General features: G+C 65.3%; 18 protein-coding genes. 14 read left to right on the forward strand and 4 right to left on the reverse strand.

Features of this window, described 5'->3' with window-relative positions; genetic code table 11:
• The first annotated feature begins 312 nt into the window (after nucleotides 1-312).
• The 10 genes from rfbB (at nucleotide 313) to BLA15945_RS33575 (ending at nucleotide 11,765) form a co-directional block, all read left to right on the forward strand.
• On the forward strand, nucleotides 313-1,374 hold the full coding sequence (gene rfbB / locus BLA15945_RS33530; protein ID WP_059235783.1) for a dTDP-glucose 4,6-dehydratase: 1,062 nt from the start codon (nucleotides 313-315) through the stop codon (nucleotides 1,372-1,374).
• Nucleotides 1,375-1,385: 11 nt separating this feature from the next.
• The gene (gene rfbA, locus BLA15945_RS33535) at nucleotides 1,386-2,279 is read left to right on the forward strand and encodes a glucose-1-phosphate thymidylyltransferase RfbA (protein WP_174994372.1); all 894 of its coding nucleotides are present in this window, start codon (nucleotides 1,386-1,388) and stop codon (nucleotides 2,277-2,279) included.
• The gene (gene rfbC / locus BLA15945_RS33540; RefSeq protein ID WP_174994373.1) at nucleotides 2,264-2,812 is read left to right on the forward strand and encodes a dTDP-4-dehydrorhamnose 3,5-epimerase; all 549 of its coding nucleotides are present in this window, start codon (nucleotides 2,264-2,266) and stop codon (nucleotides 2,810-2,812) included. The genes rfbA and rfbC overlap by 16 nt, the downstream gene beginning before the upstream one ends.
• Nucleotides 2,809-3,705: a dTDP-4-dehydrorhamnose reductase gene (gene rfbD, locus BLA15945_RS33545; RefSeq protein ID WP_174994374.1), complete on the forward strand. Its 897-nt coding sequence runs from the start codon at nucleotides 2,809-2,811 to the stop codon at nucleotides 3,703-3,705. Before rfbC ends, rfbD begins: the two co-directional genes overlap by 4 nt.
• A 76-nt stretch (nucleotides 3,706-3,781) precedes the next feature.
• Nucleotides 3,782-4,588 (forward strand): ABC transporter permease, encoded by an 807-nt coding sequence (locus BLA15945_RS33550; RefSeq protein ID WP_059235775.1) that lies wholly within the window; start codon nucleotides 3,782-3,784, stop codon nucleotides 4,586-4,588.
• The gene (locus BLA15945_RS33555) at nucleotides 4,578-5,891 is read left to right on the forward strand and encodes an ABC transporter ATP-binding protein (RefSeq protein ID WP_059235773.1); all 1,314 of its coding nucleotides are present in this window, start codon (nucleotides 4,578-4,580) and stop codon (nucleotides 5,889-5,891) included. Before BLA15945_RS33550 ends, BLA15945_RS33555 begins: the two co-directional genes overlap by 11 nt.
• 77 nt (nucleotides 5,892-5,968) lie before the next feature.
• Nucleotides 5,969-7,114: a DegT/DnrJ/EryC1/StrS family aminotransferase gene (locus tag BLA15945_RS33560; RefSeq protein WP_059235771.1), complete on the forward strand. Its 1,146-nt coding sequence runs from the start codon at nucleotides 5,969-5,971 to the stop codon at nucleotides 7,112-7,114.
• Nucleotides 7,101-8,405: a glycosyltransferase gene (locus BLA15945_RS33565; RefSeq protein WP_174994387.1), complete on the forward strand. Its 1,305-nt coding sequence runs from the start codon at nucleotides 7,101-7,103 to the stop codon at nucleotides 8,403-8,405. Before BLA15945_RS33560 ends, BLA15945_RS33565 begins: the two co-directional genes overlap by 14 nt.
• A gap of 35 nt (nucleotides 8,406-8,440) precedes the next feature.
• Entirely contained in the window at nucleotides 8,441-9,805 is a 1,365-nt protein-coding gene (locus BLA15945_RS33570; RefSeq protein ID WP_059235767.1) for a glycosyltransferase family 4 protein, read from the forward strand.
• Nucleotides 9,806-9,860: 55 nt separating this feature from the next.
• Nucleotides 9,861-11,765 carry a glycosyltransferase family 2 protein gene (locus BLA15945_RS33575; RefSeq protein WP_233464355.1) on the forward strand — a complete coding sequence of 635 codons (1,905 nt, stop codon included), beginning with the start codon at nucleotides 9,861-9,863 and terminating at the stop codon, nucleotides 11,763-11,765.
• A gap of 72 nt (nucleotides 11,766-11,837) precedes the next feature.
• Here the strand turns inward: BLA15945_RS33575 and BLA15945_RS33580 are convergent, their stop codons facing one another.
• Complete coding sequence (locus BLA15945_RS33580) at nucleotides 11,838-14,411, reverse strand: glycosyltransferase (protein WP_174994376.1); 2,574 nt, start codon at nucleotides 14,409-14,411, stop codon at nucleotides 11,838-11,840.
• Between the two features lie 123 nt (nucleotides 14,412-14,534).
• Between BLA15945_RS33580 and BLA15945_RS33585 the strand changes: the two genes are divergently transcribed.
• Genes BLA15945_RS33585 through BLA15945_RS33600 form a run of 4 tightly spaced genes read left to right on the forward strand, consistent with a single transcriptional unit; the run spans nucleotide 14,535 to nucleotide 19,197 of the window.
• Nucleotides 14,535-15,326: a glycosyltransferase family 2 protein gene (locus tag BLA15945_RS33585; protein ID WP_233464356.1), complete on the forward strand. Its 792-nt coding sequence runs from the start codon at nucleotides 14,535-14,537 to the stop codon at nucleotides 15,324-15,326.
• Complete coding sequence (locus BLA15945_RS33590; protein WP_174994378.1) at nucleotides 15,323-16,288, forward strand: UDP-glucose 4-epimerase family protein; 966 nt, start codon at nucleotides 15,323-15,325, stop codon at nucleotides 16,286-16,288. Before BLA15945_RS33585 ends, BLA15945_RS33590 begins: the two co-directional genes overlap by 4 nt.
• A 5-nt stretch (nucleotides 16,289-16,293) precedes the next feature.
• A complete protein-coding gene (locus BLA15945_RS33595) occupies nucleotides 16,294-17,310 on the forward strand; it encodes an MraY family glycosyltransferase (RefSeq protein WP_174994388.1) in 1,017 nt (338 codons plus the stop codon).
• A gap of 12 nt (nucleotides 17,311-17,322) precedes the next feature.
• On the forward strand, nucleotides 17,323-19,197 hold the full coding sequence (locus BLA15945_RS33600) for a polysaccharide biosynthesis protein (protein WP_059235754.1): 1,875 nt from the start codon (nucleotides 17,323-17,325) through the stop codon (nucleotides 19,195-19,197).
• A gap of 105 nt (nucleotides 19,198-19,302) precedes the next feature.
• On the opposite strand, the gene BLA15945_RS33605 is transcribed toward BLA15945_RS33600, so the two are convergent.
• The 3 genes from BLA15945_RS33605 to BLA15945_RS33615 are packed head-to-tail and all read right to left on the reverse strand — an operon-like array spanning nucleotide 19,303 to nucleotide 22,611.
• Nucleotides 19,303-20,409 carry an MraY family glycosyltransferase gene (locus tag BLA15945_RS33605; RefSeq protein WP_059235752.1) on the reverse strand — a complete coding sequence of 369 codons (1,107 nt, stop codon included), beginning with the start codon at nucleotides 20,407-20,409 and terminating at the stop codon, nucleotides 19,303-19,305.
• Between the two features lie 27 nt (nucleotides 20,410-20,436).
• Nucleotides 20,437-21,459: a UDP-glucose 4-epimerase GalE gene (galE, locus tag BLA15945_RS33610; protein WP_059235750.1), complete on the reverse strand. Its 1,023-nt coding sequence runs from the start codon at nucleotides 21,457-21,459 to the stop codon at nucleotides 20,437-20,439.
• A gap of 15 nt (nucleotides 21,460-21,474) precedes the next feature.
• Nucleotides 21,475-22,611 (reverse strand): glycosyltransferase family 4 protein, encoded by a 1,137-nt coding sequence (locus BLA15945_RS33615; RefSeq protein WP_059235748.1) that lies wholly within the window; start codon nucleotides 22,609-22,611, stop codon nucleotides 21,475-21,477.
• Nucleotides 22,612-22,634: the final 23 nt, after the last annotated feature.

Below are 22,634 nucleotides of genomic sequence, written 5' to 3' on the forward strand. Positions count from 1 at the left end.
TGAGAAAAAAATCGCATAAACACACGCGCGACGCAACAGTCGTTCCCCGTCGGAGCACGTGCGGGGCATGCGATTTTTCGTGACGCAAAGGGCCGGGGCGCTGTATCAAGTTGTTAGCAGCATGGAGTTGGCGCCGACTGGATTCCTATAATTGTCATTTTCGCTCCGAAATTAACATCTCGTGGCTTTGCCGGTCATGGCGACCGGTTAAAATGCCGGGCCTGATCGGCCGAGACTTGGCCACTGTGACATGACAGGGAGTGCGATGCGCGTCTGCCAGGCGCGCCGCACATTATTACTAGAGGAAGTTTCATGATCCTGGTTACCGGCGGCGCGGGTTTTATCGGTGCCAATTTCGTACTCGACTGGGTGGCGGCTTCCGGTGAGGCCGTGCTCAATGTCGACAAGCTGACCTATGCGGGCAACCTGCGTACGCTGGCGCCGCTGGACGGGAATCCGGATCATGTGTTCGCCCGGGTCGACATCTGCGATCGCGCGGCACTCGATGCGCTGTTCGCCGCGCACAAGCCGCGCGCCGTGATCCACTTCGCCGCCGAAAGCCACGTCGACCGCTCGATCCACGGGCCGGCCGATTTCGTGCAGACCAACGTCGTCGGCACGTTCACGCTGCTCGAGGCGGCACGCATGCACTGGAACGGCCTGAACGAGACGGACAAGGCGGCCTTCCGCTTCCTGCACGTGTCGACCGACGAGGTGTTCGGGTCGCTGTCCGCGACCGATCCGCAATTCTCGGAGACGACCGCGTACGCGCCGAACAGCCCCTATTCGGCGACGAAGGCCGGCTCCGATCACCTGGTGCGTGCGTATCACCATACGTACGGCCTGCCGACGCTCACGACGAACTGCTCGAACAATTACGGCCCGTACCAGTTCCCGGAGAAGCTGATTCCGCTGATGATCGCGAATGCGCTCGCGGGCAAGCCGCTGCCGGTCTACGGCGATGGCCAGAACGTGCGCGACTGGCTGTACGTCGGCGACCACTGCAGTGCGATCCGCGAAGTGCTCGCGCGCGGCGTGCCGGGCGAGACGTACAACATCGGCGGCTGGAACGAGAAGAAGAACCTCGACGTCGTGCATACGCTGTGCGATCTGCTCGACGCGGCGCGGCCGAAGGCGGCGGGTTCGTATCGCGAGCAGATCACCTACGTGACGGACCGTCCGGGCCACGACCGCCGTTACGCGATCGATGCGCGCAAGCTCGAGCGCGAGCTCGGCTGGAAGCCTGCAGAGACGTTCGAGACGGGGCTCGCGAAGACCGTGCGCTGGTACCTCGACAACCAGGCATGGGTGGACGACGTCGCATCGGGCGATTACCGCAAGTGGGTCGAAACCAACTACGCGCAACGCACGTGAGGGTCTGATCGATGGCACGTAAAGGCATTATCCTCGCCGGCGGCTCGGGCACGCGGCTCTATCCGATTACCTACTCGGTGTCGAAGCAGCTGCTCCCGGTGTACGACAAGCCGATGATTTACTACCCGCTTTCGACGCTGATGCTCGCGGGCATTCGCGACGTGCTGATCATTTCGACGCCGGCGGATACGCCGCGCTTCCAGGCGTTGCTGGGCGACGGCTCGAAGTGGGGGATGAACCTGCAGTACGCGGTCCAGCCGTCGCCGGACGGGCTCGCGCAGGCGTTCATCATCGGGCGTGACTTCATCGGCAACGATCCGAGCGCGCTCGTGCTCGGCGACAACATCTTCCACGGCAACGATCTCGCCAAGCAGCTGCTAGCGGCCAACGCGCGCACCGAAAGCGCGACCGTGTTCGCCTATCACGTGCAGGATCCGGAGCGCTACGGCATCGTCGAATTCGACGACCAGATGCGCGCGCTGTCGATCGAGGAGAAGCCGCTCCAGCCGCGCTCGCGCTACGCCGTGACCGGCCTCTATTTCTACGACAACGACGTGTGCGACATTGCGGCCGACATCAAGCCGTCGGCGCGCGGCGAACTGGAAATTACCGACGTCAATTCCCGTTATCTCGCGGCCGGCAAGCTGCAGGTGGAGATCATGGGGCGCGGCTATGCGTGGCTCGATACGGGCACGCACGATTCGCTGATGGAGGCCGCGGCTTTCATCGCAACCTTGCAGAAACGTCAGGGTCTCGTGGTCGCGTGTCCGGAGGAAATTGCATACCGACTGGGCTGGATCGATGCCGAGCGCCTGCTGGAGCTTGCAGCGCCGCTCGCCAAGAACGGGTACGGGCAATATCTGAAGAACCTACTGACGGAAAAGATCCTATGGCAATCACGGTAACTTCCACGGCAATTCCAGACGTCAAGCTGATCGAACCCAGGGTCTTCGGCGACGCTCGCGGGTACTTCTTCGAGAGCTTCAATCAGCGGGAATTCCGTGAGCAGGTTGCGGATGTCGAGTTCGTTCAGGACAACGAGTCGCGCTCGGGCAAATCGGTGCTGCGCGGGATGCACTATCAGATCAGCCATGCGCAGGGCAAGCTGGTCCGCGTCGTCGAAGGCGACGTGTTCGACGTCGCCGTCGATCTGCGCCGTTCGTCGCCGACCTTCGGCAAATGGGTCGGCAGCGTGCTGTCGGCGGAAAACCACCTGCAGATGTGGGTGCCCGCCGGATTTGCGCACGGCTTTCTGGTGATGTCCGAGACGGCGACGTTCCAGTACAAGACGACCGATTTCTGGTATCCCGAATTCGAGCGCGTGCTGCTGTGGAACGATGCGCAGGTCGGCATCGACTGGCCGCTCGACGGCGATCCGATGGTCGCGCCGAAGGATCTCGCCGGCACCGTGCTGGCGGATCTGGAGACCTACGCATGAAGATTCTCGTGACGGGGGCGAACGGGCAGGTCGGATGGGAGCTCGTCCGCGCGCTGCAGCCGCTGGGTGAGGTGGTCGCCGCGACGCGTCACGCCGTCGATCTCGGCGACGCGGCTGCCGTCGGCGCGTATGTCGACGCGCTCGCGCCCGATCTCGTGGTCAACGCGGCCGCCTATACGGCGGTGGATCGCGCCGAGGACGAGCCCGACGCTGCGTTCGCGATCAATCGCGACGCGGTGGCCGTGCTCGCGCAGGCCGCCCGCAAGCGCGGCGCATTGCTGATCCATTTCTCGACCGACTATGTGTTCGACGGAAGCAAGCGGACGCCGTATGCCGAAAGCGACGCCGTGTGCCCGCTGAACGTCTACGGCGCGAGCAAGCTGGCCGGGGAACAGGCGATCGCCGCAGCCGGCGGCGACTGGCTCGTGTTCCGCACGTCGTGGGTGTATGCGTCGCGCGGGCAGAATTTTCTGCGCACGATGCTCCGGCTCGGCGCGAGTCGCGAGACGCTGTCCGTCGTCAGCGACCAGTTCGGCGCGCCGACGAGCGCGCGCATGATTGCCGACCTGACCGCGCACGCGGCGGCGAAAGCGCTTGCCGAGCGGCGGGCGGGATCGTTCGCGAGCGGCCTGTATCACATGACGGCGCAGGGCGAGACGACGTGGCACGCGTTTGCCGAAGCCATTTTCGCCGGCGCCAGACGCCTGTCCCCGCAGGTCGACCTGTCGATCCGCGAGGTGACGCCGATCCCCGCGGCCGACTATCCGGCGAAGACCGCGCGTCCGGCCTTTTCGGTGCTCGACAACACGCGGTTCGACGAGCGTTTCGGATTGCATCGGCCGCAGTGGTCGGACGGGCTTGCGCTTGTCCTCGCGGAACTGTTCGATGCCTGATGCCGCCCGGCCCGGGCGGCGCACATCCCAATTCATGCCGCGTCGTGCGTGCGGCATGACCTAGCTAGAGATTGTCATGCGGGAACTCATTCAACCATCACTCCCCATCTGGCGGCATCGCCGCCTGATCCTCCAAATGGCGCGCCGCGAAGTGGTCGGCCGCTATCGCGGCTCGGTGCTCGGCCTGCTGTGGTCGTTCTTCAACCCGCTGCTGCTGCTGACCGTCTACACGTTCGTGTTCAGCGTGATCTTCAAGGCGCGCTGGAACACCGGATCCGATTCGAAGACCGAATTCGCCGTCGTGCTGTTCGTCGGGATGATCATGTTCCAGGTGTTCTCGGAAGCCGTGAACCGTGCGCCGTCGCTCATCATCAGTAACGCGAACTACGTGAAGAAGGTCGTGTTCCCGCTCGAGGTGCTGCCGGTCGTCGCGTTGCTCGTCGCGTTGTTCCATGCCGGGATCAGCTTCTGCGTGCTGGTGCTCGCGATGCTCGTGCTGGGTTTCCCCGTGCACGCGACGATCGTGTATTTCCCGCTGATCGTGTTGCCGTTCATCCTGTTTACCCTCGGCGTCTGCTGGTTCCTGGCGTCGCTGGGCGTGTTCATCCAGGACATCGGCCAGTCGATCGGGCTCGTAACGACGGTGCTGATGTTCCTGACGCCGGTGTTCTACCCGGTGAGCTCGTTGCCGGCCCATTACCAGCGTATCGTCGGGATGAATCCGCTCGCGTTCGTCATCGAGCAAAGCCGCAACGTCGTCATCTTTGGGACCGTGCCGAGCTGGACCGGTGTGTTGTTGATGATGGTCGTCAGTGTCGTCGTCGCGGCGCTGGGCTACCAATGGTTTAATCGCACGAGGAAAGGATTCGCAGATGTCCTCTGATCTCGCAGTCAGCGTGAAGGACCTGAGCAAGGTCTTTCATATTTACGATAGCCCGCGCGCGCGCCTGTTGCAGATGCTGTTCGGCGCCCGCAAGCAGTACTACCGGGAATTCTGGGCGCTGCGCGACATCTCGTTCGACATCGCACGTGGCGAGACGATCGGGATCGTCGGTCACAACGGCTCCGGAAAATCCACGCTGCTGCAGGTGATCTCGGGGACACTCTCGCCGAGCGCCGGCCACGTCGAAACGAACGGCAAGGTCGCCGCGCTGCTCGAGCTCGGGTCGGGCTTCAACCCCGAATTCACCGGCCGCGAGAACGTGATGCTGTACGGCCAGATTCTCGGGATGAGCGAAGAGGAGCTGGAAGAGAAGTATCCGGCGATCGTCGAATTCTCCGAGATCGGCGATTTCGTCAACCAGCCGTTGAAGACCTATTCGTCGGGCATGTACGTGCGCCTGGCATTCTCGGTCGCGATCCACGTCAATCCGGACATCCTGATCGTCGATGAAGCACTGTCGGTCGGCGACGCGTTGTTCCAGGCAAAGTGCATGGCCGTGATGAAGAAGCTGATGGATCGCGGCACGACGCTGCTGTTCGTCAGCCACGATCCGGGCTCGGTGAAGGCGCTGTGCAACCGCGCGATCCTGCTCGATCACGGCAACATGCTGGCCGTCGGCTCGACGGACCATGTGATCGAATCGTATTACTCGTCCTACGTCCGCAAGAAGCAGCACGTGATCGAGGACGCCGATGCGCCGGCGGCGCAGATCGCCGAACTCGACGCCGGCCTCAACGACGGTGCGGACGAGTTCCAGAAGCAGGCGGCGTTCCAGCGGATCCGCAACGGCCGCGCGAGCTTCGTCAACGTGCAGTTGCTGAACGAACAGGGCCGCGCGACGCGCCAGGTCACGTACGGCGACACCGTGACGCTGCGCATGGTCGTGAGCATCGAGGAAGATTTGCCGCTGCTCGCGTTCGGCTATCACCTGCGCGACAAGAACGGCTTCGATATCGCGTACTCGGACACCGGTCTCGAGCATGCGCATTTGTACGACCTGCACGCGGGCGAAGTTCACGTGGTCGACTGGACGTTCAAGGTGTCGCTGCGCGGCGGCGATTACAGCATCAGCGCGGCGACGTCGGTGCCGACGGACCTGAGCATCGGCCAGGTCGACACGTGCGATCATGTGCCGATCGCCGTGCAGTTCAACGTCTCGCGCGGCACCTACCTGCCGCTGTATGGCGCCGTGCATTTCGACAACAAGGTCCAGACGCGGCTGTTGTCGAAGACGGTGGCCTGACGCAGCGTTGGCCGGCAGTGGATCCGGCGCCGGGGCCGGCGTGCGGATCCGCACGAGGAATCAATCAGGAGCGCCCTATGAGACAAAAGCCGGATGGTTTCGCCAATCCGATCTATGTGACGAGACCGATGTTGCCGCCGCTCGGCGAGTTCACGTCGCAGCTGGAAGACATCTGGGACAGCGCGTGGCTGACGAACGGCGGGGCGAAGCACGTCGCGCTGGAAGCCGCGCTCGCGAAGCGGCTCGGCGCCCGGCATTTCTCGCTGTTCAACAACGGGACGAGCGCGCTGCTCGTCGCCTGCCAGGCGCTGCGGCTCGCCGGTGAAGTCATCACGACGCCGTTCACGTTTCCCGCGACGCCGCATGTGCTGCACTGGAACAACGTGACGCCGGTGTTCTGCGACATCGACGAGGACACGCTGACCATCGATCCGGCCGTGGCCGAAGCGCTGATCACGCCGCGCACGACGGGCGTGCTCGGCGTGCACGTCTACGGGATGCCGTGCGACGTGAAGGCGTTCGAGCGCATTCGCGAGCAGTACGGCGTCAAGGTGCTCTACGACGGCGCGCACGCGTTCGGCACGGAAATCGACGGCAAGCCGGTGGCCGAGTTCGGCGACGCGACGATGTACAGCTTCCATGCGACGAAGCTGTTTCATTCGGCCGAGGGCGGCGGGCTGGCGATGGCGGACGAAGCGATGAAGCGGCGCGTCGATCTGCTGAAGAATTTCGGCATCTTGAACGAAACCGAAGTCATCATGCCGGGCACCAACGGCAAGATGAACGAAGTGCAGGCGGCACTGGGCCTCGTCAATCTCGCCCATTACGATGCGGAGCATGCCGCGCGGCAACGCGTGGCGCAGGTTTACCTGAGCCGCCTGGACGAGATTCCCGGCATCACGTGCTTCCGGCTGCCGCCGAACGTCGGCCACAGCATGCAGTATTTCATCGTGCGCGTGAACCCGCAGGCATGCGGCGTGTCGCGCGACCAGTTGTACGACACGCTGAAGCAGTTCAACGTGTTTTCGCGGCGCTATTTCTACCCGCTTTGCAGCGAGCACAATTGCTACCGCGCGCTGCCGAGCGCTGATCCGGGTCGCCTGCCGGTTGCGACGCGCGTGTCCCGCGAAGTGCTGGCGTTGCCGTTATACGGCGAGCTTGGGGAAGACGGGGCGAATCGCATCGTCGACATCATTCAATACATCTGCAATGGCAAACAATAATTATTCGACCGGGGAATCGCGGCCGCGTGTCAGCGTTCTCACGACGTCTTACAACTACGGCAGATTCATCGGGGAGACGATTCGGTCGGTGCTGTCCCAGACGTACGCGTCATGGGAACTGATCATTGTCGACGACTGTTCGACCGACGATTCCTGGGAGGTCATCCAGCAGTTCGACGACCCGCGGATTCGCGCGGTGCGCCAGGAGCGGAACCAGGGCGCGTGCGCGGCGTACAACACGGCGCTGCGTCTCGCGTCCGGCGAATTCATCGCGAGCCTGGATTCCGACGACGTGTTCGTGCCCGAAAAGCTGGCGGTGCAGGTGGCGTTCCTGGATGCACATCCGGACGTCGACATCTGCGGCAGCTTCATGGCGGAGATCGATGCATCGAGCCAGCCGGTCGATGCCGACAAGTGCTTTTATGCGCCGTGGTTCAATCAGGATCTCGACCTGAATGCACCCGACAGCTGGGTGTGGGAGAACCACCTGTGCCATTCGACCGTGCTGGTCAGGAAGTCCACGCACGACCGTATCGGCTTGTTCCGGGAGGATCTGACTTACTCGCCGGACTGGGATTTCTGGCTGCGTTCGCTCGCCGGCGGCGCGCGGTTCCATGTGATGAAGGACGCGCTCCTGCTGTATCGTGCGCACGGCGGCAACATCACGCATCGCAATCGCGATGCGCTGATGTGGGAGTATGCGGACATCTCCGGCGGTGTCGTGCATCCGTACCTCGAGCGGATCGGGCGCTTCGACCTGCTCCGCAAGAGCATGGAGTCGTTCGTCGGCCGCTTCTTCGAAATCGACGGCGACTGGCGGCGGTTTCTCGAGCTGATCGAGATGCTGCGCGTGTACGACCGTCACGAGGACACGTTCAGGATTCCGCCGCATCTGTTCTTCAATGCCGAACTGACCGCGTTCGTGACGAGACTCGCATCCGGCTGGTCGCCGCAGACGTTTGCCGCGGTTCGCGAGCGGCTGTCGAGGCCGGAGGGCGAGTACGCAGGTTCGGCGCCCGCGGTGGACGCGCAGGCGTCCGGCGACGCCGCGACGTTTCAACTGCTGATTCGCGTCGAACGCGACCGCGCGCTTGCCGAACTGGATCAGGCGCGTACCGAGCGCGAGCGCATCGCCGCGGAACTCGAACACGCGAGGGCCGAGTTGCGCGCCGCGGCCGAGCGGGAAGGGCGGCTAGCCGCCAGCCTGGCCGACGCGCAGACGGAACTCGATCGTGTCAGGGGCACCATCTGGGGCAAGGCGGATAATCTGTACCGGCGCCTGAGCCGATAGCCCGTGCACCAGCGAATGATTCAAGATATCTAACCATGCCGCGATACCAGCATCTTCTGTACTTTGCCCAACGCGTCTACCATCGCCTGCCGGTGAGCCAGGAGGCGAAGTGGCGCGTTCGCAAGGCCATTTCGCCGGTTATCACGTCGTTGCGTCAGGGCAAGTCGATTCGTCAGGCGTTGCGCTCGGCGGTCCGGCGCGAAAAGTTGCTCGACCATGCGCGCGAGTCGCGCCTGCAGCACCTGCTGCTCGACCTCGCGCAGCGGGGCGTGCGTAACGTCAGCCATGTCATTGCAGTGCCGTTCCTCGGAACGGGCGGCGCGGAGAACGTCGCGCTCAATTTCTCGAAAGCGTTGCGCGAGATCCATCCCGATCGGCAGATCCTGATCGTCGTCGCCGATCGCGACCTGGTCGACGAGCGCGTCGCGCGGATCGAAGGCGTGCATGTGGTCGTCCTGCGCGATTTCACGGGCGACGATTCGTACGCGCTGAAGCAGGCGCTCCTGTACGACATGCTGCTGGCGATCCGGCCCGCCGTGTTCCACAACATCAACAGCGAAGTCGCGTGGAACGCGGTCATCTCGCAGGGGGGCCGGCTCAAGGAAGTCACGCGCCTGTTCGCCAGCATTTTTGCGTTCCAGTTCGCGGAGGACGGCAAGAGCAAGATTGGCTACGCGGCCTATTTCCTGCAGCCGGGGCTGCCGGCGCTGACCGCGCTGCTGTCCGACAACCAGCGCTTCGTGACCGATGCGCGCGCCGAATACAACCTCGGGCAGCAGGGCGACAAGCTGCATGCGGTGTACAACCCCAGCCGGATGGCGACCGACGGATGGAAGGCCCGGGCGCTCGCGCGTATCGCGAGCCGCGGGCAGGATCTGGCGGGGCAGCGCCCGGCATTTCTGTGGGCCGGGCGGCTCGACAAGGAGAAGCGTGTCGACCTGCTGCTGGCGCTCGTGCAGGCATGCCCGCACATCGACTTCTACGTCTATGGCCAGGCGGTCGTGAACGTCAGCGAGCAGCTGCCCGATCTCGCGAATCTGCATCTGATGGGGCCGTTCACGTCCCCGGAAGAACTCGTGCGCGAACGTGCGTACACGGGCTTCATCTTCACGTCGAAGTGGGAAGGCATGCCGAACATCCTGCTCGAGATCGGGACGCTGGGTGTGCCGGTCATCGCCCCGACGGTGGGCGGTGTGGGCGAGCTGATATCGGATTCGACCGGATATCCGCTGTCCGAGAAGCCGGAGGTTGCGGATTATCGCGCGGCGATGGAGTCCGTCATTTCGAATTCGCAGGAAGCCGAAGCGCGCGCCCGCGCGCTCGTCGAGCTGATCGACGGGCGCCATACGTGGCAGCGGTTCGTCGAGCATGTCAAGGAGTTGGAAGGTTATGGGAGCTGACCGGAAAGAGTCGGGCGTTGACGACTCGCGTGATCCGTCGTTGCCGCTCGTATCGGTGGTAATCCCCTGTTTCAATCAGGCGCAGTATCTGAACGAGTCGATTTCGTCGGTCCTCGACGCGTATCGCGGGCCGCTGGAAATCATCGTCGTCGACGACGGCAGCACGGCACCCCGGACCGATATCCATCTGCGTGCGGCGCAAGCGCTGTCGCCCGCGGTGCGGGTGATTGCGCAGCAGAATGCGGGGCTTTCGGGCGCGCGCAACACGGGGATCGCGGCCGCGGCCGGCGAATTCGTGCAGTTGCTGGATGCGGACGACCTCATCGTTCCGCCGAAGCTCGACCTGCAGGTGGCGCATTTCCAGGTGGCGAATGCGCTCGACGTATCGGTGTCCAACTTCCTGTTGTGCGACGACACCCGCTCGGTCTTTTCGAAGAACGACGAAGCGATCGCGCACTCGGCGCTCGGCCTGTCCGATTTTCTGTACAAATGGGAGCGCGGCTTCGCGATTCCGATTCACTGCGCGCTGTTTCGCCGGACCGTGCTGATGGACGCGCCGTTCGACACGTCCGCGCGCGCGAAGGAAGACTGGCTGTTCTGGTGCGGCCTGAGTGCGCGCGGCGCACGCATGGCCTACCTCAACGCGCACAATGCGATTTACCGGCAGCATGCGCAAAGCATGCGCCGATCGTACGTGAAGATGGGCAAGAGCTGGCTGCATGCAGCCGCCAAGATCGACGCGATGGTGTCCGCGCGCGAACCGGCGTTCTTCGAATCGGCGGTCGACTGGTTCGAGAATTTCTATCGGAAGCATCCGGCGTACGTCGAGGAAATCGCGCAGTTGCGCGGCCACGCGCATGCAACCGGATCGGGGGCCGCCGCGTCGCCGGCCGCTCCCGCCGATCTGCACGCGCAGAAGCTTGCCCGACTGCAGGCCGCCATCGCGAAGATGCCGACGTCGGCGGCACCGCTGATCAGCGTCGTGATCCCGGCATACAACCACTTCGACTACATCGACGGCTGCCTGCTGTCCGTGATCGAACAGCAGGGCGTCGCATTCGAGATCATCTGCGTCGACGACTGCTCTCCCGATGCGCGCACGACCGCGCTGCTGCGTGGGCTGCAGGGCACTCACCCGAACGTGCGGATCGTCCTCAACAGCGAAAACAAGGGTATTTCGCGCACGCAGAACGAAGCGGTCGAACAGGCGGCCGGGGAATACGTCGCGTTCGTCGATTGCGACGACACGCTGGCGCCCGGCGCGCTGTCCCGTGTCGCCCAGGTATTGACGCAGGGGCAGCCATGCGACTACCTGTTCACCGACCGGTTCGACATCGACGAAAGCGGTGACGAGATCCGGCGCGCGGACTACGGCGGCTATCCGGCCATTGCGTTCAGGAACGATGCGAGCATCAAGGACGACCTGCTCGACGGCATGGTCGCATCGCATCTGAAGGTGATCCGGCGCCGTGCGTATCTGCAGTCCGGCGGGTCGGTCGATGCCTATTCCGGCATCCAGGACTGGGAGCTGGCGCTGAAGATCGCGGAGTTCGGCAGCTTCCATTACCTCCACGAGCCGCTCTATCGGCACCGGATCCATACACGCTCCGTCACGTCATCGGATAGCGTCGGTCAGTTCAGGCGAACCAATATCGTCCGGCGGCAGTTTGCCGGCAGGTGGCTTTGCGACGGACGCGACCGAACCGGGCCGGTCACGCATTTTTCGAGCGACGCGAAGTCGATGCCGTCGATCGCGCAACTGAAGGAAGCGTGGCGGCAGGGGCAGCGATGCGAGATGGTCGTCACGGCGGATGCGCCGCCGCCGGTGCTCAATTTCCTGCGGGAGTTCAATTCGTACTTCGACCGCATCGTGTGGACGAGCGCCGAAACCTATGCGGGCCTGCTCGGGTATGTGGAGCCCGGCGTGATGGTGGCGCACGGGCAGGCGCCGCACGACTGACCGGAGCAGGGCGCGCGCGTTGCACGCGCGCCCGGTCTGACGGTTTGCCCGGCGCGGTGCCGGGCCCCGTGGTTACTTCCCCGTGAACGGCCGCATGATTGCCCGCAGCAGCGGGCCCAGCACCGGAATCCGGTGCAGGCGCAGATACGCGCGATAGACGATGAAAATGCGCGCGCGCTGAAACGCGACCCACTGGTTCGCGTATTGCCGCAGTTCGACCGACTCGCTGCGGAGGACGTCGGCTTCGCGAGCGTGGACGAGCAGCTTTGCGCGTGCGTCCGCGAGCTCGCGCCTCAGGCGACGCAGTTCTTCCTGGTTTTCCGCGGATGACGCGGCTTGGCCGGCAGGCGCCTGGGCAGGCGGGTGGGACTCTTGATGGGAGGCATTCATACCGAATATCCGCTGAATGTTCGCGACGTACTGTGCGTCGCCGTGCTTGTCGTGAACGTAGTCGGACGCGCGCTTCGACAGCGCGCCGAGCAGACCGGGTTGGGCGTACAGGCGCTCGATGGCTTCGCGATACGCGTCGACGGCTTCGTCGAGGTCGTTCGATGCCTCGATGAGGAGGCCGGTCTCGCCGTCGAGCACGGCTTCGCCGATACCGCCGATGTTCGGCGCGATGACCGGGAGCCCCGAGCCCATCGCTTCGAGAATGACGTTCGGCAATCCGTCGAACCACGACGTATAGACGAGCGCGTCGTACTCGTGCAGCGGAAGATCCGCGAACGCCGAAAACGGCCCCTTGTAGCTTGCACCGGCCAGGTCGACTTCGAACCCCGGCGTAATACCGCCGTACAGGTCGAGCGTGATGCCGGTGCCGCTCTGCGCGAAGTACTTCGACAGCGCGACGGCCAGTTGCGGCCGCTTCTGGCCATCCAGCCGCGATGCCCACAGCAGGCGGCGGCGCGGCGTCGCGTGGAGCGTCGGTTCCTTGACGCCGTGCAGCAGCGCGGGAAGGTTGTTCCAGCGGGACGCGCTGGCGCCGAAGATGAATTCGTCGTCGACGACCGTTTGGCCGTTGTCGGTGACGATTCGCGTGATGTGCTGGATGTTGTTCGTCAGGAACTCGACCGCGCCGCCGGAGATGATCGATACGTCGTTTTCGTAGACGCGCGTGTCGCAGAACCGGTAGTACGTGACGTCACGCCCGCTGAACTGCGCGAAATGACGGCTCAGCATGCGGTGGGAAAACACGCATGCGCGAACGTGCAGCCGGGCATCGGGTGCCGCGGCGCGAATCAGGCGCGCGGTGATGCGATCGCGCTGGCGGTCGTCGAGCTTCTGGCCGAGCACCGCGATGTCGACGAAGATCGCCGCGTCGGGCAGCCGCGACAGCCACGCGTGCTTCTCCATCGGCTCGCCGGACAGCACGAGGATGCGCTTCGACGCGCCGCATGCCAGCAGGCCGTTCATCACGTCGAGGATGTAGCGCTCCGCGCCGCCGGCGGGCAGGAACGGGATCAGGAACACGTCCGTGATCGGGCCGGCGTCGCGAATGGCCTCGCACATCTCGTAGTAGACCGCGGACGGCTCGGGCGTCGACCACATCGCGCTCGTCTGGCTGCCGTGCCGCAGCGACAGCGTGTCGACGGCCGGGTCGATCCGGTTGGCCGCCTCGGTCATGTCGGACAGCAGCCGGCTGCCGAGGAACTTCTGCTTGACGTCGTACCACGGCGGCAGCATGCGTTCGCCGGCGCGATACGCGCGATAGTCGTCCGCGAACACGCGCAGGTAAACGGCCGGGTCGAACAGGTCGGTATCCGGTGTTTCGAGCTCGACGCTCTGGTTGCGCGCGGCCGCCATGATGCTCTGCTGGCGCTGGCGATAGTAAAGCACGGAGTCGGGGATGTAGTGCGCCTTCATCCCGAGCGCGATCGCGCTCGCATTGAAGTGCCAGTCCTCGAATGCGTGGCCGCGTTGCGTGTCGCAGTGAACGTACTTGAGGCGCTCGAACGTGGAGCGATGGAAGAACACGCGCGACACGTACGGATGGATGTCCGCCAGCAGGAACGGCATCAGGTCCGCTTCGCCGTATTCGGTAATGAAGTACATCGAACCGAATGCGATCAGGTACTGCGGGAACAGCAGCGCATCGTTGCCGTAGCGCTTGGCCGCAGCCAGTGCTTCGACGAAGAAGTTGAACGAGACGAGATCGTCGGCATCGGCCGTGGCGAAATACTCGCCTTGCGCGATCTCGCAACCGGAGTTTCTGCTCAGACCCAGCGAGCGGTTCGACACCTCGATCGTCTGGACTCCGTCGAAACTGGAGAGGTCAGCCGATGCGATGACGGAGCGGGTCGCTTCGTTCGGGTTATCGAGGACGACGACAATTTCCAGGGTGATACCGCGGGCTCTTGCGAAGTCTGACGCTTCAGCCAGGGACCGGAGCGTCCGGTTGATGATGCCGCCCTCATTGTGAGCGTTGAGAATCACCGAAATATCAAACATAGGGTGCAGCTGGCGGGATGCGTATCGAGGTGACGCATTATATACAGAAGCATTTGGCGTTTCGGCGCCGCGCGGCGCCGGCCGGAGCGGGGCAACGAGCCCCTGTCTTGCGGCCCTTTTTCCCGCCGGGATGCCCGTGGCGCCCGCCGCCACGGCATAATTGCTACAAATGGCAATCCCGGTTGCGTGTGCAGGCATGGCTGCGCACACTCGCGGATTCCCCTCGCGCCAAATGTTAACGATAGTCAGCACGTGACATCTCATCCGCAAGCATCCTTTCGCTCTCCGCATTCCGTCGACGAAGTCCTGTCGATTTCCATCGTGACGTACCACCCGGACGAGGCGCTTCTCGCGCGCACGTTCTCCAGTCTCCGCGCGGCATGTGCGCGCCTTCAGGCCGTGCGCGGCGGCAGCGCGATCAGCGTGTGCGTGGTCGATAACGGCGGCTTGCCGGACCTCGCGGCGGAGCGCGCCGCGTTCGAGCAGGCCGGTATCGGGTACGGCGTGCTGTCGGGTCACGGCAACGTCGGCTACGGACGCGGGCACAACCTCGCGATCGAAGCGGCGCGCAGCCGCTATCACCTGATCCTGAACCCCGATATCGACCTCGAGCAGGATGCGCTCGCGCAGGCACTCGAGTTTCTCGATACGCATCCCGAAGCTGGCCTGCTGACGCCGCGCATCGGCGATGATTCGGGCCGGATCCAGTATCTGTGCCGCCGCTATCCGGCGCTGGTGGATCTCCTGGTCAGGGGCTTCCTGCCGTCGGCCCTGCGCCCGCCGTTCGAGCGTCGGCTGGCCCGCTACGAGATGCGCGACCGCATCAACGAAACGGATGTCGTGTGGGATCCGCCGATCGTCAGCGGCTGTTTCATGCTGTTCCGTACCGACGTGCTCGCGCGCCTGCAGGGCTTCGATCCGCGCTATTTCCTGTACTTCGAGGATTACGACCTCAGCTTGCGGACCGGCCAGTGCGCGCGCACCGTCTACGTGCCGCTGGCGCGCGTGATCCACCACGGCGGCGGCGCGTCCCGCAAGGGTTCCGCGCACATCCGCATGTTCGCGGCGTCGGCGTTCAAGTTCTACAACCGCTTCGGCTGGAGGCTCTGGTGACCCGCCTCGTCGTGACGGGCGCGAACGGCTTCGTCGGCCGCGCGGTCTGCCGGCTGGCGCTCGCGGCGGGCCATACGGTCACGGCGCTGGTGCGCCGTCCCGGCGGGTGCGTCGACGGGGTTCGCGAATGGGTGCACGATGCACCGGATTTCGCCGGGCTGGTCGACGCGTGGCCGGCCGATCTCGAAGCCGACTGCGTGATTCACCTGGCTGCGCGCGTTCACGTGATGCGCGACGAGTCGCCCGATCCGGATGCCGCATTCGAGGCGACCAACGTCGCGGGGACGCTGCGCGTGGCCGAGGCGGCGCGCGCGCACGGCGCCCGCCGCTTCGTGTTCGCCAGCAGCATCAAGGCGGTCGGCGAGGGCGATCGCGGCGTGCCGCTCGCGGAAGACGCCGTGCCTGTGCCGCTGGATCCCTATGGGCGTTCGAAATGGCGCGCGGAACAGGCGCTCGCGCAATTCGGGTTGCGCGCGGGTATCGACGTGGTCGTCGTCCGTCCGCCGCTCGTCTACGGTCCCGGCGTGCGCGCGAACTTCCTGCGGATGATGGATGCCGTGTCGCGAGGGCTGCCGCTCCCGCTGGGTGCAATAGCGGCGCGTCGCAGCCTCGTCTACGTCGACAATCTCGCGGACGCGCTGCTGCGCTGCGCGATCGACCCGCGGGCCGCGGGCGAATGCTTTCATGTCGCCGACGACGATGCGCCGTCGGTCGCCGGATTGCTGCGGATGGTCGGTGCTGCGCTCGGCCGGCCGGCGCGGCTGTTCCCGGTACCCGTCGCGCTGCTGCGCGCACTCGGCAGGCTGACCGGCCGCAGCGCCGCCGTCGAGCGCCTGACCGGCAGCCTGCAGCTCGATGCCGGCCGCATGAAGCGCGTGCTGGACTGGCAACCGCCCCATACGACGCGGCAGGGCCTCGAAGCGACCGCCGCGTGGTATCGTTCGCGCGACAGACAGAAATAGACAATATGCATCCCGCGATTACCACGTGGCTCACGGCGACCGGAGTGGCTCTGGCCGCCGCCGTCGCCTCGACGCTCATCCTGCGGACGCTGCTCGCCACGGGGCTGGCCTGGCGACTCGCGACCGATATTCCGAACGACCGTTCGCTGCATACGCTGCCGACCCCGCGCGTCGGCGGCTGGGGCATCGTGCCCGTGTCCGTGATCGCGATCCTGTGGCTTGCGCCGTCGATGTGGCTGGTGGCGGTGGCCGCCGCCGGGCTGGCCGCGCTGTCGCAGCTCGACGACCGGCGCGGGTTGCCGGCGCGGGTCCGGTTCGCCGCGCACCTTGCCGCGGTCGTCGCGCTGATCGCCGTCTATCCGGCCGCCGCGCCGTGGTGGCTCCTTGCCGGCGTCGGTTTCGGGATGATCTGGCTGACCAATCTGTACAACTTCATGGACGGCGCGGACGGTCTCGCCGGCGGCATGGCGCTGTTCGGCTTCGGCGCCTATGCGGCCGCCGCGCTGGCCGGTGCGCAGCCGGCGCCGGATCTCGTCGTGGGCGGCACGGCGATTGCGGGCGCCGCGTTCGGCTTTCTGCTGCTGAATTTCCATCCGGCGAAGCTGTTTCTCGGCGACGCGGGCTCGATTCCGCTCGGGTTCATGGCGGGCGCGCTCGGCTACTGGGGCTGGCGCGGCGGGGTCTGGCCGATCTGGTTTCCGGCGATGGTGTTCTCGCCCTTTATTGCCGATGCATCTGTAACACTTGCGAGACGTTTGTTACGCGGGGAAAAGTTCTGGCAGGCGCACCGGGAGCATTACTATCAGCGAATGGTGCGCTCCGGCACGGGCCATCGGCGCACCGCCATTTACTGGTACCTCGTGATGCTCGCGGGCATAATCACAGGCCTGTGGGCATTGGACCGCCCGGCCATGCAGCAGTGGGGGCTGTTGGCCGCCTGGTATGGCGTGCTGGCGTGTATTGGCTGCGCGATCGACGTGCGCTGGCGCCGGGTCGGTACGGTCACCGAAAACAAATCTTGAGGTCTCCCGCCGATGTTGCGATCCAAAGCATCTTGGCTGTCACTGAGTGCTTTCCTGTTCGACCTGCTGGCGGTACTTGCCGCCTGGCTGTTCGCCTATCTCGTCCGCTTCAACGGTAGCGTTCCGCCCGATTTCCTCGGCGGCGCGCTGATGGCGCTGACGTGGGTGCTGCCCGTGTACGCGCTGATGTTCCACGTGTTCGGCCTGTATCGCGGGCTGTGGGTGTTTGCGAGCCTGCCCGACCTGATGCGCATTGCGAAGGCAGTGGGCGGCGGCGGCGTGATCGTGATGATCGGCGCGGTAATGTTCCAGCCGGTGCCGATCATTCCGCGCTCGGTGCTGCTCGTGTCGCCGCTGATGCTGTTCCTGGCGATGGGCGGCGCGCGCGCGCTGTATCGCGCGACCAAGGAGTATTACCTGTACGGCGGGCTCGTCGGGAAGGGCAAGCCGGTGCTGGTGCTCGGCGCGGGCACGGCCGGCGCGAGCCTCGCGCGCGAACTGTCGCGCTCCGGCGAGTGGCGTCTCGTCGGTCTGCTCGATGACGACGTCACCAAGCAGGGCCGGGAGGTCTACGGTTACAAGGTGCTGGGCTCGTTCAACGACCTCAAGCACTGGACCGACGCGATGAAGGTCGAATACGCGATCATCGCGATTCCGTCGGCGTCGGTCGAGGTGCAGCGCCGCGTCGCGACGCTGTGCGTGCGGGCCGGCGTGAAGGCGATGGTGCTGCCTTCGCTGACCGCGCTGATGCCGGGGCAGGGCTTCCTGTCGCAGGTACGGAACATCGATCTCGAGGATCTGCTCGGCCGCGACGCCGTGACGATCGACACGCCGCACGTCGAGGCGCTGCTGCGTGGCCGTGTCGTGATGGTGACGGGCGCGGGTGGCTCGATCGGCTCCGAGCTGTGCCGGCAGATCCTGCGCTTCGCGCCGGCGCAACTCGTCGCGTTCGACCTGTCCGAATACGCGATGTACCGGCTGACCGAGGAGCTGCGCGAGCGCTTCCCCGATCTGCCGGTCCTGCCGATCATCGGCGATGCGAAAGATTCGCTGCTGCTCGACCAGGTGATGTCGCGCCACGCACCGCACATCGTGTTCCACGCGGCCGCCTACAAGCACGTGCCGCTGATGGAGGAGCACAACGCGTGGCAGGCGCTGCGCAACAACGTGCTCGGCACCTATCGCGTGGCACGTGCGGCGATCCGCCACGACGTGCGTCACTTCGTGCTGATCTCGACCGACAAGGCCGTCAATCCGACCAACGTGATGGGCGCGAGCAAGCGCCTGGCCGAAATGGCCTGCCAGGCGTTGCAGCAGACGAGCGGGCGCACGCAGTTCGAGACGGTGCGCTTCGGCAACGTGCTCGGCAGCGCCGGCAGCGTGATTCCGAAGTTCCAGCAGCAGATCGCGAAGGGCGGCCCGGTGACGGTCACGCACCCGGAGATCACGCGCTTCTTCATGACGATCCCGGAAGCGTCGCAGCTCGTGCTGCAGGCATCGAGCATGGGGCATGGCGGCGAGATCTTCATTCTCGACATGGGCGAACCGGTGAAGATCGTCGATCTCGCGTGCGACCTGATCCGCCTGTACGGTTTCTCGGAAGAACAGATCCGCATCGAGTTCACCGGGCTGCGGCCGGGCGAGAAGCTCTACGAGGAATTGCTCGCGGACGACGAGGCGACGACGCGCACGCCGCATCCGAAGCTGCGGATCGCACGTGCGCGCGAAACGCCGGACAATTTCCTCGACGAGTTGCTGCCGTGGCTGATGCAGCATCGCGTGCTGCCCGACGACGAAGTGCGGCGCGACCTGCGGCGCTGGGTGCCCGAGTATCAGACGGCCACCGTGCCGGCCCTGAAGAGCGTGCGGGTCGCGTCGAACCGCTGACGGCCGTGCCGCGGCGGCGCGGCCACCCGCGGCCGCTGTTTCGCCCAAAAGAAAAGCGCCCCGCGGGGCGCTTTTTTCATGCCGGGTCGTGAGCGGCCCAGGTGTTCAGCGGCTGTGCCGGTGCTTGCGCACCACCATCCACCGCGGCGCGCGGAACCGCACGATGCTGATGTACAGCCACACGTAGGTCAGCGCGAACAGCACGACGAACACGAACAGGTGCACGGTGTGCCGCCAGAACAGCGTCGCCGGGATCACCGCGACGAGGCACAGCAGCCACAGGTACGGCGACGTCAGCGAATTGCGGCGCGTCAGGTCGTGCGCGTGCTTCGTGCCGACGGCCCAGCGCATCAGCCGCTTGTACACGAGCATGTGCAGGTGCACGCCGTCCGGAATGCCGGGCGACATGCCGCGGATGAATTTCTTCCGGTAGATCGAGAAGCAGGTCTCGAAGATCGGATACATGAACAGCAGCACGGGGTACCACGCCGATACCTCGCGGTTGCGCATCACGAGCATGATCGCGAGTTCCGCGAGCATGAAGCCGATGAAATACGCGCCGCCGTCGCCGAGGAAGATCAGCCCGGCCGGGAAATTCCACAGGAAGAAGCCGAGTACGGCGCCCATCATGATGATCGACGCGGACATCACGACCGGGTCGCGGACCTGGAACGCCACGTACGCGAGCGACGCGAACATCATGAAGCTGACCATCGACGCGAGGCCGTTGAAGCCGTCGATGATGTTGATCGCATTCGCGAGCGCCGCGACCGCGAGCACGGTGACGAATGCCGAAATGGCGACGTAGCCGAGCAGGAAGTCGAGCGGCGGCACGCTGATGCGCGTGACCGCGATGTTCATCAGCCAGAATGCAAGCGCGGCCGCGCCCATCGTGCAGAGCAGCCGCGCGCGCGGCGACACGCGTTTGGTCAGGTCCTCGACGAGGCCGGACAGGAACGCCGGCATCCCGCAGGCCACGATGCCGAGAATGCTGCCGGCAATCGTCGGGTAGCGTTCCGTGAGCAGCAGCGCCGACGCGACGACGCCTGCGAGGATCCCGATGCCCCCGACCCGCGGCACGGGCCGCACGTGGAATTTCTGCACGCCGGCCAGGTCGCTGTCGATCGAGAATTTCTCGTGAAGGTGCGCGTAGCGCACGATGAACAGCGTGACGAGCAGGGAGACGATGAAGCCGGACGCGAAGCTGAGCATGGGATCGCTCGAAAAATGGACAGCGGATTATACAAAACCGCGCGGGTTCCCCTCCTGCCATCGCCAGTGGTCGGCACACATTTCTTCAATACCGAGCGCGGCACGCCAGCCGATGATGTCGGCCGCGGCCTGCGGGTTCGCGTAACACTCGCCGATGTCGCCCGGGCGGCGTGCGACGAGCTCGTACGGCACCGGGCGGCCCGACGCCTTCTCGAACGCGCGCACGACTTCCAGCACGCTGTAGCCCTGGCCGGTGCCGAGGTTCACGACGAAGCTCGCGTCGCGCTTCGTCAGCGCGTCGAGCGCGGCGATGTGCCCCTTCGCGAGATCGACGACGTGGATGTAGTCGCGTACGCCCGTGCCGTCCGGCGTCGGGTAGTCGGAGCCGAACACGCGCAGCTTTTCCAGCTTGCCGACCGCGACCTGCGCGACATACGGCATCAGGTTGTTCGGGATGCCGGCCGGATCCTCGCCGATCAGCCCGCTCGCATGTGCGCCGACCGGGTTGAAATAGCGCAGCGTGGCGATCCGCCACGTCGGGTCCGAGACTTCGAGATCGCGCAGGATCTGCTCGGCGATCAGCTTCGACTGGCCGTACGGGTTCGTCGCGGACAGCGGGAACGATTCGTCGATCGGCGAGCGCTCGGGTACGCCGTACACGGTCGCGGACGAGCTGAACACGAACTGCTTGACGTTGCGCTCGCGCATGACCTTGAGCACGGCGAGCAGGCCGCCGATGTTGTTCTGGTAGTACTCGAGCGGCTTCTCGACCGATTCGCCGACGGCCTTGAGCGCCGCGAAGTGAATCGTGCCGGTGATCGGGTGCGCGTCGAACACCTTCGCGAGCGCGGCTTCGTCGCACACGTCGACCTGGTGGAACGCGGGCGTCTTGCCCGTGATCTGCGTGATGCGCCGCACGGACTCGGACTTGCTGTTGACGAGGTTGTCGACGATCACGACGTCGTAGCCGTTGCCGAGCAGCTCGACGGTCGTATGCGAGCCGATATAGCCCGCTCCGCCGGTGACGAGGATGGTGCCTTTAGCGGTCATTGCTGATGCGCTCCTTCAGAGGGTGATACCGGTTAACGAATGGATGGTACGCCGGTAGCGTTCGACGACTTGCTGTTCGTCGAATTCCGCCGTGACCTTCTGCCGGCCGCGTGCGCCCATCGCGTCGCGTCCGGCCGTTCCGAGTTCGATCATGCGGAGCAGTTGCTCCGCGAGGCTTGCGCTGTCGCGCACGCGGCACAGGAAGCCGGTTTCGCCGTCGGCGACGACGTCGCGGCAGCCCGGCACGTCGGTCGCGACGATCGGGCGGCCCATCGCCGACGCTTCCATCAGCGTGCGCGGCACGCCTTCGCGATACGACGGCAGCACGACGCAGTCGGCCGCCGCGATGTGCGGGCGTACGTCGTGCGCCTCGCCGAGATATTCGATGACGCCTTCGCGGACCCACGCGTCGACATCCGCGCGGCCGATCGCGCTCGGATTGTCGACGCCGAGCGGCCCGAGCAGCTGGAAGCGCGCGTCCGGGACGCGGGCCCGCACGAGGCGCGCGGCCTCGACGTATTCGCGCACGCCCTTGTCCCACAGCAGCCGGCCGATCAGGATGAAGACGGGGGCGTCGCCGGCGGGCAGCGGCACCGGCGAGAACTGTTCGAGATCGACGCCTTCGCCGTGCAGCAGCCGCGCGCGATCGGGGTGCGCGAGCAACTGCTCGTCGGTGAAGGTCGCGAGATCGTCGCGGTTCAGGAACCACACTTCGCGCGGGAAGCGGAACGCGAACCGGTACAGGCGCTTCGCGACGCTCGCCGCGCGGCTCTTCTGGATGAACACGTAGCCGAGGCCCGTCGTCACCGCGATCGACGGCACGCGCGCGAGCCACGCGGCAACCGAGCCGTAGATGTTCGGCTTGATCGTGTAATGGAACACGAGATCGGGCTTCAGCGCGCGGTAATGGCGCGCCAGCGCGGCGAGCGTGCCGAGATCCTCGCGCGGGCTCGTGCCCTTCGACGCGACCGCGAGCGCCACGTAGCGGCAGCCCATCTGCTCGAGCAAGGGCACCGTGCGGTCGTGCGGCGCGATCACGACGACCTCGGCGCCGCGCGCGACGAGCGCACGGATCAGCCCGTGGCGATAGGTATGGATCGCCCAGGCCGTGTTGCAGACGAGCGCAATGCGCAGCGGGGAGGTGGCGGACATGAAAAAAAGAAAAAATAAAGCGT

Source organism: Burkholderia arboris (genome assembly GCF_902499125.1).
GTDB lineage: Bacteria > Pseudomonadota > Gammaproteobacteria > Burkholderiales > Burkholderiaceae > Burkholderia > Burkholderia arboris.